Annotated in this window: 10 protein-coding genes; 8 read left to right on the forward strand and 2 right to left on the reverse strand. The window is 73.1% G+C overall.

Features of this window, described 5'->3' with window-relative positions; all coding sequences use genetic code 11:
• Positions 1 to 9 precede the first annotated feature (9 nt).
• The 3 genes from ACO229_RS10085 (at position 10) to ACO229_RS10095 (ending at position 1807) form a co-directional block, all read left to right on the forward strand.
• Complete coding sequence (locus ACO229_RS10085) at positions 10 to 849, forward strand: ion transporter (RefSeq protein ID WP_423464788.1); 840 nt, start codon at positions 10 to 12, stop codon at positions 847 to 849.
• Positions 850 to 1053: 204 nt separating this feature from the next.
• Positions 1054 to 1188 carry a hypothetical protein gene (locus tag ACO229_RS10090; protein ID WP_397414713.1) on the forward strand — a complete coding sequence of 45 codons (135 nt, stop codon included), beginning with the start codon at positions 1054 to 1056 and terminating at the stop codon, positions 1186 to 1188.
• A 148-nt stretch (positions 1189 to 1336) separates the two neighbouring features.
• Positions 1337 to 1807 carry an HNH endonuclease gene (locus ACO229_RS10095; RefSeq protein WP_020018328.1) on the forward strand — a complete coding sequence of 157 codons (471 nt, stop codon included), beginning with the start codon at positions 1337 to 1339 and terminating at the stop codon, positions 1805 to 1807.
• Positions 1808 to 1976: 169 nt separating this feature from the next.
• Here ACO229_RS10095 and ACO229_RS10100 read toward each other — a convergent pair whose 3' ends face one another.
• Positions 1977 to 3038 carry an LLM class flavin-dependent oxidoreductase gene (locus tag ACO229_RS10100; RefSeq protein ID WP_423464789.1) on the reverse strand — a complete coding sequence of 354 codons (1062 nt, stop codon included), beginning with the start codon at positions 3036 to 3038 and terminating at the stop codon, positions 1977 to 1979.
• A gap of 113 nt (positions 3039 to 3151) precedes the next feature.
• Here ACO229_RS10100 and ACO229_RS10105 point away from each other — a divergent pair, with 113 nt between their 5' ends.
• Together ACO229_RS10105 and ACO229_RS10110 are read left to right on the forward strand one after the other, a co-directional pair.
• Positions 3152 to 3625: a GNAT family N-acetyltransferase gene (locus tag ACO229_RS10105; protein WP_423464790.1), complete on the forward strand. Its 474-nt coding sequence runs from the start codon at positions 3152 to 3154 to the stop codon at positions 3623 to 3625.
• Positions 3626 to 3789: 164 nt separating this feature from the next.
• Entirely contained in the window at positions 3790 to 4611 is an 822-nt protein-coding gene (locus tag ACO229_RS10110) for a metal-dependent hydrolase (protein ID WP_397430113.1), read from the forward strand.
• 40 nt (positions 4612 to 4651) lie between these two features.
• On the opposite strand, the gene ACO229_RS10115 is transcribed toward ACO229_RS10110, so the two are convergent.
• Positions 4652 to 6427, reverse strand: a complete 1776-nt coding sequence (locus ACO229_RS10115; RefSeq protein WP_423464791.1) for an ATPase — start codon at positions 6425 to 6427, stop codon at positions 4652 to 4654.
• Positions 6428 to 6591: 164 nt separating this feature from the next.
• On the opposite strand from ACO229_RS10115, the gene ACO229_RS10120 reads away from it, so the two are divergent.
• From ACO229_RS10120 to ACO229_RS10130, 3 genes are all read left to right on the forward strand, one after another.
• Positions 6592 to 7917: a hypothetical protein gene (locus ACO229_RS10120; RefSeq protein WP_423464792.1), complete on the forward strand. Its 1326-nt coding sequence runs from the start codon at positions 6592 to 6594 to the stop codon at positions 7915 to 7917.
• 144 nt (positions 7918 to 8061) lie between these two features.
• Complete coding sequence (locus ACO229_RS10125) at positions 8062 to 10455, forward strand: serine/threonine-protein kinase (protein WP_423464793.1); 2394 nt, start codon at positions 8062 to 8064, stop codon at positions 10453 to 10455.
• Positions 10456 to 10905: 450 nt separating this feature from the next.
• Entirely contained in the window at positions 10906 to 11886 is a 981-nt protein-coding gene (locus tag ACO229_RS10130; RefSeq protein ID WP_423464794.1) for a hypothetical protein, read from the forward strand.
• The last annotated feature ends 474 nt before the right edge of the window (positions 11887 to 12360 follow it).

Genomic DNA, 12360 nt, shown 5'->3' on the forward strand with positions numbered 1-12360 from the left:
GAGTCCGGAATGCCGGTCGGTGGCGTGTCGGTGCGCGGGCGTCTGCGGACGCTGGTGGACCACCCGTGGTTCCAGCGGGTGGTGCTCGGCGTGATCATCGCCAACGCGGTGGTGCTGGGCCTGGAGACGTCGATCGTCGACGGGCCGGCCGACGAGGTGCTGCAGACCATCGACGACGTGATGCTCTGGTTCTTCGTCACCGAGATCGCCCTGCGGCTGATCGCCCACGGGACGCGCTTCTTCCGGGACCCGTGGAGCGTCTTCGACCTGCTCGTGGTCGGGATCGCGCTGATCCCCGCGACCGGGCCGCTCTCGCTGCTGCGCGCCCTGCGGATCCTGCGGGTGCTGCGCCTGGCCGACTCCGTACCGTCCATGAAGCGCGTGGTGAACGGCCTGGTCGCCGCGGTGCCCGGGATGGGCTCCGTCGGGGCGCTGCTGCTCCTGGTCATGTACGTGTCGGTGGTCATCGCGACCAACCTCTACGGGAGCATCGCCGAGGAGCACTTCGGCGACCTGGGGACCACGGCGTTCACGCTGTTCCAGGTCATGACGGGCGAGGCGTGGCCGGACATCGCCGACGACGTGATGGCGCACGAGCCCACCGCCTGGATCTTCTTCGTGGTCTTCATCCTCGTGGTGTCGTTCGCGGTGCTGAACCTGTTCATCGCGGTGGTCGTCAGCGGCATGGAGAGCATCGACGAGCTCGCCGAGCACGAGGAGCGGTCGGACGCCGAGGTCATGGACGAGCTGCGGGCGATCCGGGGACAGCTCGCCGCGCTCCAGGCGGAGCTGGCGGCCTCCCGGGCCAGGGATGCCGACCTCGAGCGCCGGGCCGCCCCGGCCCCCTGAGCGACACGCCGGGACATGCCGCCACGCGGAGGTTCTTGATGCATCCTTGGGTTGCAGTTCCGGAAAAGCCATAGACGACACCAAGTCCTCGTTGTACCTTTCTTCACACACGGACTCGCGCCGTGGAGGCATGACGTGTGTCCGCACGCCTGCCGCAGCACCGATACCAGCCCTTCGAACGAGACGGGAAAGGACGAGAACACGATGGTCCGCACCAGCTTCGCGCTCCAGGCCGCCGGCCTGTGCAAGGTCAGTGCCGCCACCGCGTCGTCCTACCCGACCACTGCCACGCACCTGTGGGACGGCCGTGAGGCCATCCGGGGCGCCATACGCTCCTGATCCGGCAGTGCCGGACCAGTGCTGTGAGCCGCCTCGGGATGCCTGTTCCCGGGCGGCTCTTGTCGTCCCGGGCGCGGACACGTCCCGCCCGACAGCACGACCCGAGACATCCAGGAAGTACGACACGCTCACCGGAAGGAGCAGGCCCGTGGCCGACGTCCTTGTCCTCAATGCCGGTTACGAGCCGCTGCACCGGGTATCGGTCCGGCATGCCATCCACATGCTCGTGCGCGAGGTCGCGGTCGTGGAGGAGGCGGTCGACGGCCGCTCCTTCGGGCCGTTCCCCTTACCGCGCGTGCTGCGGCTGGTCCGGTACGTCACGATGCGGTGGCTCTACAAGTCGGGCGGCGCGCCCGCGTGCACCAAGCTGGGCGTCAAGCGGCGCGACGGCCTGTGCGCGTACTGCGGCGGCCCCGCCGAGACCGTGGACCACATCCTGCCGCGGTCCCGCGGCGGGCCCTCGACGTGGATGAACCTCGTGGCCGCCTGCTACGAGTGCAACTCGCACAAGGCGGACCGCACCCCGGCCGAGGCCGGCATGGTGCTCCACGTGACGCCGCACGTCCCCCGCGCGGACTACGCGCGCGCCATCCGGCACCGGGCGGCACGCGCGGCGTGACCGCCCCGGCTGCCCCGCGCCGTCCGCTGGTCGGCAGAAGGTCAGGTGATCGGCAACCCGGGTTGCCGATCACCTGACCTTCTGCCGACCAGCGGGTGGAGCAACCGCCAGGCGGGAGCGACGGTTCCTGGGGTGCCCGGGACGGGCCGCTCCGGCGTGTACAGCGCGCTCAGTCCTTCAGCGCCTCGACCAGGAGCTCCAGGGTTCGTGCGCGCCCGGGCGTGGCGTCGAGGGGCTCCTCCGCCCGCGAACCGGCCACCGGCACGAGCATGACCTCCTCGACGCCGTACCGCCCGGCCAGGTCGCGCACCTGGCCGGCCACCTGCTCGGCGTCGCCGACGAGCCAGCGTGCGCGCATCGACTCGATCGACTGGGCGATCATGCCGTCGGCGGGTTCGGCGGCCTGGGCGTCCAGCGCCTCCTCCACCGTCTCCAGCGGCCCGAGCCGCTGCCCGGAGCGCAGCCGGGCCATCTGGCGCAGCTGGGGCAGGGCCCGGTCGTGCGCCTCGTCCGACGTCGGCGCCACCACCGCGTTGGCCGTCACGAAGGTGCGCGGCTCGGGGTGCTCCTCCGACGGCCGGTAGCCGTCCCGGTACAGGCCCAGGATCTGCTCCATGCCCTGCCCGGAGAAGTGGTTGGCGAACACGTACGGCAGGCCGAGCTCGGCGGCCAGCCGGGCCGAGTAGTCGCTGGAGCCCAGCAGCCACACCGTGGGTGTCCCGGCGGCCGCGGGGGTGGCCCGCACGTCGTAGACGTCGCCCGAGACCAGGCGGAGGCGGGCGCCGTCGGGCCCCATGAGGCTCAGGATGTCGGTGACGTGCTGCGGGAACCGGTCCACGTCCGCCGTCGGGCCCGTGGCGCGCAGCAGGGAGGTGACCACGGGGTCGCTGCCGGGCGCGCGGCCGATGCCGAGGTCGACGCGGCCGGGCGCGATCGCCTCCAGCGCCGCGAACTGCTCCGCGACCACGAGCGGGGCGTGGTTCGGGAGCATCACGCCGCCCGAGCCCACCCGGATGCGGGAGGTGCGCGCGGCAGCCGCGGCGATCATGACGGGCGGTGACGACGCGGCGACGGCGGCCATGTTGTGGTGCTCGGCGAACCAGTAGCGCTCCAGACCGAGGCGGTCGGCGAGCGCCACCAGGTCGAGCGAGGCCGCCAGGGCCTGGGCGCTGGTCTGGCCCGAGCGGACGGGCACGAGGTCAAGGACGGACAGGCGTGGCTGGGTGTTCATCGCCTGTGTCAACCGTTCCGGGCGCCGTCGTGTTCCTGTATCACCTCTCGGATCTTCGCGGTATCGCGGGAGGTCGTGGCGCCGACCCCCTGCGGCCTGACATGATCGCGAACGTGTCTGTTGATGTGCGCCCCGCGACCGACGACGACGTCGATGCCGTGGTCGACCTGTTCCGCCAGTACCTGAGGTTCTACGACCAGGAGGTACCCGATGCCGAGGCGCGGGCCTACCTGACCGCCCGCCGCGACGCGGGCGACAGCGTGCTGCTGGTCGCCGAGCTCGGGCCGGACGACTCCGGGACCCCGGGCGGGCTGGTGGGCTTCGCCCAGAGCTACCCGACCTGGTCGTCGGTGAGCCTGAGCCGCTCGTGGGTGCTCAACGACCTGTTCGTCACCCCGGCCGCACGCGGCACGGGTGCCGGGCGCGCGCTGGTGCAGGACACGTGCCGCCGTGCCAAGGAGGCGGGCGCCATCCGCGTCTCGCTGGCCACCGCGTGGGACAACGTCGCAGCGCAGGGTCTGTACGAGTCGGAGGGCTTCGTGCGCGACCAGAGCTTCCACCACTACATGTACGTCACGGGCGCCTGACGCCCCCCGTGCCAGACCCTCAGGTCACCTGGTTGACCTGAGGGTCTGGCACGTCGCGCGCGCCTGCGGAGGTGTGTCGGAGGTGCGCGTTAGGGTTCCGGGACAAACCTGGTCAGAGTTAACAAATCAATCGGGATTCCCCGGGAACTGGAGCGCACACGACCATGATGGGAGGCAACCACGCCGCGACGGGAGCCGCGGCCTGGGTAGCGGTCACCGCGTCCACGCCGATCGCCTTCGGCTGGTACCCCGTGACGGACACCGGTGTGATCGCGGGAGCGCTCGTGTGTGCGGGCGCCGCGCTCCTGCCGGACGCCGACCATCACTCCGGCACCATCGCGAACTCCCTCAAGCCGGTGTCGAACGTCGTGGTCAAGGGCATCGAGGCCGTCTCGGGCGGGCACCGCAAGGGCACCCACTCGATCCTCGGCATCGCGGTGTTCACGGCCATCGCCTGGGGCCTGAGCTTCCTGAGCATCGACACGGGGAACCCGGAGATCGGTGCGATCCTCATCGGCCCGGGCATCATGTGCGTGCTGCTGGTCGCGTTCGCCCTCAAGGCGCTCAAGATCACGCGTGACACGAAGGTCCTGCCGTGGACGACGTCGATCACGCTCGCGGTGCTCATCGCCATCTTCGCGCCCGAGGAGTGGTTCTGGATGCCGTTCAGCGTGGCCCTGGGCTGCACCGTGCACATCCTGGGCGACATGATCACCACCAACGGCGTGCCGCTGCTCTGGCCGCTGAAGTTCCGCTCCCCGCGCTGGATGCGGGACGGTCGGGGCCTGGAGCTCGACATGATCTGGCGGTCCGGCGGCAACCTGTCGATCCCGATCCTGGGCGACGCGGGATCGGTCCGCGAGTGGATCTTCCTGGTCCCGGTCTCGCTCTACGCGATCGTGGGCATCGTGTGGGCGCTGCTCAACGAGATGGGCTACGACACCATGGCGACCTGGTACCAGATCGTCGGGCTGTTCGGGGCCTGATCCGGCCGGCCCTGCACGGACCGGCCGGACGCCCCGCCGGTCACAGGCCGCCGGCCACCGCTGCGCCCGCCGCCAGCCAGGCGCGACGGGTGTCCGGGCGCAGCGCGCCGTACCGCAGGTGGCCGTCCACCATGGCCGGGTCGAACGGGATGGTCACCACCTCGCGGGCCAGCGACCGGTACCCGTCGGCGACCCGCTCCAGCTCGCTCGCGGGCTGCTTCTGGTCCGCCTGGCTCACCACCACCACCGCCTGCTGCGCCAGGTACGCCGACCGGCCGTCGCGCGTCGAGAGCGCCTCCAGCAGCAGGGCACCGGCCTCGGCGTGGTCGTCCCGCGTGGTGGTGGCGACCACGAGCTGGTCGGTCAGGTCGATCATCCGCTGCCACATCGGGTCGGACTCGTCGTTGCCCGAGTCGATGAGGATCATCCGGTAGTACTTCGACAGCACCGAGTGGATCGCGTCGACGTCCTGCGGCTCGATGCGCTGCTCGTTCGCCATGGCGATCGGCTTGGAGCGCAGCACGTCGAACCGGTCGCGCGTCTGGTGGTGCACGTACCGGGCGAGGTCCGCGGCCTGTGCGGACGGCCCCAGCAGGCGGTCGGTCTGCGGCAGCAGATCCAGGAGCGTCGACTCGTGCGGGCCCTGCTCGGTGCGCCAGCCCAGCGTGCCGCGCGTCTGGTTGTTGTCCCAGGTGACCACACCCGCGCCGCCGAACTGCGCGAACACCGCTGCGAGCAGCACCGTCGACGGCGTCTTGCCCGCGCCCCCCTTGCCGTTCACCATCGAGATGGTGCGCGGCCCCGGCCAGTGCTGGCTGACGGCGCGCTCGTCGGCCCGCTCCGCCCGCTCCGACTCGCTGGGCCCCACGCGGATGCCCAGGCGCGTCAGCACGCCGCGGAACCCGCGCGTGGCCGGGTCCTCGTCCTGCTGGTGGGTGAGGAAGGACTCCCGCGCCTCGCGGCGCGAGCGAGGCGCCTCCGTGCCGCCCGTCCGCCCGGTGTCGGTCGGTGCGGCAGACGCGCCCGCGCCGGACGGGACGCCGTCCACGGGTCCGGACGGGACGGGCACCGTGTCCAGGGGGCCGGCCGGGCCGGGCACCGTGTCCAGGGGGCCGGACGCCGGTCCCGCGGCGTGATGACCCGCCATGTCGCCGGGCACCGTGCCCGGCCGGGCGCCCGGGTCGACGCCCGGGTCCACGGCGGGGGCGACGAGGTCGCGGTCCGCGGCGCTCTCCCCGAGCCGGTCGGCCACGCCCGGCGCATCGGCCGGGCCGGACACGAGGTCGGGGCGGGGTGCGAGGTCGGGCCTGGACCCCAGGTCCGGGGCGGGGCCGGGCGCCGGCGCGCGGCGCACCGTGTCGTCCGGGTCGATCTCGACGGCGGAGGCGAGCGGGTCGGCCGACGGCCCGTCGTGCGCGCCGGGCAGCGGCTCGCGCGTGGGCAGGTCGGCGGCGGACGCGTCGTCGAAGACGGGCCCCGGGGCCTGTCCTGGCACCTGGTCGGGGACGGGCCCGGCAGGCGGGGCCTGCGGGGTCGGGGCCGACGGCGGGGCGAGCTCGTCCTCCTCCGGGACCACCGTCCCGTCGGGGTGCACGATCAGGTTCCAGAGCCCCTCGGGACCGGTCGCGGAGGCCCGTACCGGCCGGCCCACCCGGGCCGCGTTCTCCGTGACCCGGCGCAGCACCTCCACGCGTGCCTCTTCCAGGCTGGCGGCGCTGATGGGATGGAACGTCCCGTCGATCGTCACCTCCCCGGAGCCGTCCTCCCGGACGACCGCGTCGATCCGAGGCCAGCGGGGCACGGTGTCAGAGCTCATGCGTTTCCTCCGAAGTTCCTGGACAGGCGGCATTGCGTGGTCCGCCCCCGAAGCAAGGGTCGGACATGTTGGCCTGCCTGGCCACCCCAACGGGGCATTCACCCCACCTGGTAGGTTCTCGCGAAACAGGTGTCGAAACCGGACCACAACCGAGGAGCCTCCGCGTGTCCGACGAGCCCACCCGCCGAATTCCTCCGGCAGCCGACCCCACGCAGATCCAGCGGCCACCCGCTCGGACAGGTCGCCCGGACGCGCAGCCCGATGCCCCGTCATCGTATGCCGCACCGCACCGCACGGAGGTCTTCCCGGCCGGCCGGTCCGGGCAGGGGGCCGCGCCACAGGGCGCCACGGGCTACGACCAGACGCAGGTCATGGGCCTCGGCACGGCGGGGTACGACGACCGCACCCAGGTGGTGACGCCGGGCACGACAGGCTACGACGACCGCACCCAGGCCATGCCGCCCACGCAGGGCGGCGGCTACGCCGACCACGCCCAGGGCGGTTCCTACGGCGACGCGACCCAGGTGCTACCGCCGTCGGGCGCGGCGGACGCTCCCGGCGTCGCCGGGCAGGGCCGCGACTTCCGGGCTGCGACACCTCCGCCCGCGCAGCCGTACCGCCCCTACGAGACCGCCCAGCCCACCCAGGTCCACGGAGCCGGCCCGTTCCCGGGCGAGCCCGGCGCGGGACAGGGCGGCTACGGGCAGCCGACCCAGGTCTACGGCCGGCCCGCCGCCGGCTACGGCCAGCAGCAGGCTCCGGGGTATCCGCAGCCCACAGCCGGCTACGGGCAGCAGCAGGGTCAGGGCTACCCGCAGGCGCCCCACGCCTACGGCCGGCAGCCGGGCACGGGCTACGACCAGGACCAGCAGGGCTACGCACCGCAGCCGTCCGGGCCGACGCCGCCCGCACCCCGCCGTGACCGCGACGACGACTCCCGCCCCGGCGGTTCGGCGGCCGGCGCGGTGCTGGCCTGGATCCCGCGCCTGCTGCTCGTGCTGAGCGTCTACCAGCTCGTCCGGCTCGTCCCGGGCTTCGACGTCATGCCCGACGTCGCGCAGTTCCCGCTGTTCCGCGGCATCGGCGACGGTGTGCTGGGCATGCTCAACCTCAACCCCGAGTGGTCCGACCAGGCCGCCAACCTGACCATCCCCGTGCTCGGCATGGCGCTCGCCGGCGTGTTCAACACGATCCGGGCGCTCGGCACGTCGCTGGCGGTCTGGCCGTACGGCCTGGCCGTCTTCGCGTGGATCGTGGTGTTCGCCGTGGGCGGCATCGTCGGCTACGCGCAGGACGCCGCCGAGAACGCGCGGCAGAACATCGAGCGGTCGGTGGACGAGGGCATCGAGGACGCCAAGCAGGACGCCGAGGACACCGCCCGCGAGGAGCTGGAGAAGAGCGTCGACGACGCCCGCCAGGACGCGACCGAGAGCATCGAGGAGAGCGTCACCGAGCAGCTCCAGGACGCCCTGCCGGGCGGCGAGGGCTAGCGCGGAGGCCGCCGGTCCGGAGCCCGCGCGGTCACGGAACCGGCACGAAACCGGCCAGGCACATGCCTGATCGGCACAGCGGGACGCTGATAGGTTTGCTCAGGTCCCCACCGGTCGTCCCGGTGCACTGCTGAGGAGCCCTGCTTGTCCGACGAGACCACCCGCACGCCGGCCGTACGCCCCGCCGGCCAGCCGGCCCAGGGCGGTGACCGGACCGCCGTCGTGCGACCGGCCACGGGCACCGCCCCGACGCCGCCGCCCACCGCACCGACGCAGGTCGTGCTGCCGTCGGGCAGAGGGCAGACGGGCTCAGGTCAGGCGAGCACAGGTCAGAGGGGCACAGGGCAGACGGGCACCGCCCGGTTCGCGGAGACCGCCGTGCGCCCGGCGCCCGGAGCGCCGCCCGCGGGACAGGGTGGCCCCGCGGCGCCGTCGTCCGCCGGGTTCGCGCCCGCCGCGTCGACGTTCGCGCCGCCGCCCGCGGGCGGCGGACCTGCGGGCCGCCCGGCCGCCCCGCAGCAGGCGGGGCCCCGCATCCCCGCGACCGGCGAGGTGCTCGGTCCGTACCAGCTCGTCGGGACGCTCGGCCACGGCGGTTTCGCGCACGTGTACCGCGCGCTCGGGCAGGGTGGCGAGGTGGCCCTCAAGGTCCTGACGAACGCGGAGCACGGCTCGCTGGACCGGTTCGTCGGCGAGGCCGCCCTGCTGGACCGTCTGGCCGGGCGCGGTTTCCCGCGGCTCCTGGCGGCCGACCTGCGGTCCGCGACGCCGTGGTTCGCCATGGAGCTCGTGCCGGGTCCGACGCTGGCCCAGCGGGTGGCCGCCGAGGGGCCCCTGCCGGTGGACGACGTGCTGCGCGTCGCCGACGACGTGCTGGACGCCCTCGCCGTGCTCCAGGAGGAGCACTACCTGCACCGGGACGTGAAGCCCGCGAACATCATCGCCGCGCCCGGCCGGTACGTGCTGATCGACCTCGGCATCGCCAAGGGGCACGGTACCTCGACGTCGACCCACGCGGCGGGCACCATCTCGTACATGGCGCCCGAGCTCTTCGTGCGCAAGCCGCACGCCCGCTCGGACGTGTTCAGCCTCGGCCTGCTGCTCATCTTCCTCGCCACGGGCCAGCTCCCCAACGACCTCAACTTCGCGGGCCGTGACCTGACCGCGGCCGACGTCGGACCGGTCGACCAGCGGCTGCTCCCCCTCGTGCTGGCCATGACCCGGCACCGGCCCGAGGACCGGCCGCCGCTGCACAACCTCATCGGCACCGTGGCCCAGCTCGCGGGCGACAGCGCGCGCCTGGACCCGTCGCTGCTGGCGGCGACCGACGCCACGACGATCGAGCGCGGCCTGGTCACCGAGGTGCTGACCGGCAGCGGGGCGCCCACGGGCGCCGTCGCCCCCACCAGTCCCCTGGCGAGCAACCCGGTGCGGCAGGGCGAGCCCGTCACCAACCTGGTCTACGACCAGCAGCTCATGGGCCGGCTGCACCAGGTGCACGGCGACGGGTTCGACGGCGCCGCCGAGGAGATCATCTCGGTCTACCTGTCCGCCGTCGGGCCGCAGCGGGCGGGCGGGCGCGCGCCCGCCGAGATCAAGGACTACCTGTGGGCGGCGATGCGCTGGGGTCCAGCCTTCACGCCCGAGGGGTATGCCGACACCTACGACGGCTGGGTCGCCTACCGGAAGCGGCACGGCCTGCCGCTCCCCGGCGTCCCGACGCCGCCGGCGCCGCCCCGCCCGGCCGGCAACCCCACGCAGCGCATGGCGCCGGTCAGCAACCAGCAGGCCACGCAGGTGGCGCCCGCGTACCGGCCCGGTCCCCCGCCGGGCACGCGCCCGGTTCCCACGCCCGTGCCCGCTGTGGCGCCCGTGCCCGCTGTGGCGCCCGCGCCCGCCACAGCGCAGCAGCCCGCGGGTCGGGCCGCGCAACCGGAGGCCCCGCAGCCGCCGGCTGCCCCCGCACCCCGGCGCGAGGACGACCGGGACCGCCGTGACTCGCGGGAGCCCAGGGACGACGAGCGGCGGAGCACGGGCGGCGGCCTCGGCGTCGTGGCGACGGTTCTCGGCTGGGTCCCGCGCCTGCTGCTCGCGCTGGCTGTGTACCAGCTCGTCCGGCTCCTGCCGGGCTTCGACGTGATGCCCAGCGCGGCCGGGCTGCCGCTCTTCGCCGCGCTCGGCGACATCGCCGTGGCGCTGCTGAACCTCGACCCCGTCTGGGCACCGCGGATGGCCGAGCTGTCGATCCCGCTGCTGGGCATCGTCACCTCCGCCGTCGTGAACCTCTTCCGGGCGGTGCGGATGCGCCGCGGCGGCCGGACGTGGCCGTTCTGGCTGGTCGTGGTGGTGTGGGTGATCGTGATCGCCGTCCAGGGCGTGGTGGGTTACGCCCAGCAGGTCACGCAGGACGCCCGCGACTCCCTGCAGGAGCAGCGCGAACAGCTCCAGGACGACCTGCAGCAGGGCGTGCAGGACACGACGGAGGACGTCCGCGACTCCCTGTGGGAGTCCGTGGAGGACGCGCTCCCCTGGAACTGACGGCGGCGGCTGACTGTTCTGAGGTCGGCACTTTGTCGCACGGAGTCGGCGGTTTGCCTCGAGGTCGGCAGTTTGCCGCGCAGAGTCGGCGGTTTGCCTCGAGAGCGGCAGTTCGCCGCGCAGCGTCGGCGGTTTGCCGCGCGGAGTCGGCACTTTCCCTCGAGAGCGGCAGTTTGCAGCGCGGAGTCGGCACTTCCCCTCGAGGTCGGCAGTTTGCAGCGCGGAGTCGGCACTTTGCCTCGAGGTCGGTACAGGCCTGTGCCGACCTCGAGGCAGACTGCCGACGTCGCAGGAAGGTGCCGACCTCAAGATGCTGTCAGGCCGCGCGGAGACCCTCTGCGCCGCGCCGCAGGGCTCATCGCGTGACCACATGTCCCGCGGCGTCGGACCTGTGCACATCCCCTGACACCGCAGGCAGCACGCCGCACGCGGTTGGCGCACTCTCGTCCCATGACCGCCGCATCGTCCACCCCCGTCGTGACAATCCCCTCCGTCCTGCTCGCCGCCGAGCGCGACCGCAACCAGCTCGCGAACGACCACCGCCGCGGCACCCTCGTCAAGGTCCGCCGCGGCGCCTACTGCGAGGCGGGCGCCGTCCAGGTCGGCGGCCCCTCGTCGGCGCCGCGCGAGAAGCGGATCAAGGAGCTGGCCCGGGCACGCGCCCTGCACTCCCAGCTCCGCGCGGACCACGTCTTCAGCCACACGACCGCCGCCCTGCTGCTGGGTTGCCGGGTCTGGACGGTGCCCGACACGACGCACGTCTACCAGGGCTATCGCGCCTCAGGTCGATCGGCGAAGGACGTCGTACGGCACCGGGGAGCGGTCCCGCCCGCGGACGTCGCCCTGGTCGACGATCTTCCCGTCACATCGCTCGACCGCACCGTGGTCGACTGCGCCCTGGCGCTGCATCCCCTGGAGGCGCTCGTGATCGCCGACTCCGCCTTGTCTCTCGGCGCCGACCGTCAGGTCCTGCTCCAGATGATCGACGCCCGCGCCGGACAGCGCGGGGTGCAGAGGGCCCGGTCGGTCGTCGAGCTCGCGGACGGCGGTGCAGGATCAGCCTGGGAGACCTGGGTGCGCTACGAGATGCTGCGTGCGGGCCTCCCCCGCCCCAGCACCCAGATGCCGGTCCAGACCGACCGCGGGCTCTTCCATACCGACCTCGGCTACGAGCAGTGGCGGCTGGGCATCGAGTTCGACGGCCTGATCAAGTACCGGCCGGACGGCGTCCGCGCCGGTCACGACCCTGCCGCGGAGTACATGAGCGAGAAGAACCGCGCCGAGGCCATCCGTCGGGCCGGCATCACCCTGGAACGGACGAGCGCCGCCGACCGCGCCGACACCCGGAAGATGCTCGCCAGGATCACGGCACACCTGCCGCCCGACGTGGTGAGAGGGTCCCGGCCCAACCCTTACCTGCCACCTGCCTGAGGTCCGGGGGCTGTCGGCGGCCTGCCGGTGATCGGCAGGTTGCGGGGTGATCGGCAGAGACCACAGGGTGACCGACAGACCACAGGGTGACCGACAGACCACAGGGTGACCGACAGACCGCAGGGAGGCCTTCAGCCAACCTGGCGGTCGGCAGTTTGCAGGGTGAGTCGGCAGTTTGCCGCGCGGAGTCGGCAGTTTGCCGCGCGGAGTCGGCAGTTTGCCTCGAGGTCGGCACAAGCCTGGACCGATCTCGAGGCAAACTGCCGACCTCGCAGGAGAGTACCGACCTCGCAGGAGAGTGCCGACCTCGTCGAAAAAACAGGTGCGCGCCGTCCCGCACGCGTGACATGCTCCTCGCACGGTCATCGAGACAGCCCTGCAGGCGGCGCTCGCTGGCCGGCCAGACCCCGGGCCCAGTGCCCGTCACGGTGCGCTCGATGAGCGCGGACAGGAAGGAGGCGGTCATGGACGACG

It is taken from the genome of Promicromonospora sp. MS192 (assembly GCF_049532985.1).
Taxonomy (GTDB): Bacteria; Actinomycetota; Actinomycetes; order Actinomycetales; family Cellulomonadaceae; genus Promicromonospora.

Excerpts from the sequence above, each read along its gene's own strand:
- ACO229_RS10130 (WP_423464794.1), top strand. The coding sequence starts at position 10,906 with ATGACCGCCGCATCGTCCACCCCCGTCGTGACAATCCCCTCCGTCCTG.
- ACO229_RS10110 (WP_397430113.1), top strand. The coding sequence starts at position 3,790 with ATGATGGGAGGCAACCACGCCGCGACGGGAGCCGCGGCCTGGGTAGCG.
- ACO229_RS10090 (WP_397414713.1), top strand. The coding sequence starts at position 1,054 with ATGGTCCGCACCAGCTTCGCGCTCCAGGCCGCCGGCCTGTGCAAGGTC.
- ACO229_RS10115 (WP_423464791.1), bottom strand. The coding sequence starts at position 6,427 with ATGAGCTCTGACACCGTGCCCCGCTGGCCTCGGATCGACGCGGTCGTC.
- ACO229_RS10100 (WP_423464789.1), bottom strand. The coding sequence starts at position 3,038 with ATGAACACCCAGCCACGCCTGTCCGTCCTTGACCTCGTGCCCGTCCGC.
- ACO229_RS10085 (WP_423464788.1), top strand. The coding sequence starts at position 10 with ATGCCGGTCGGTGGCGTGTCGGTGCGCGGGCGTCTGCGGACGCTGGTG.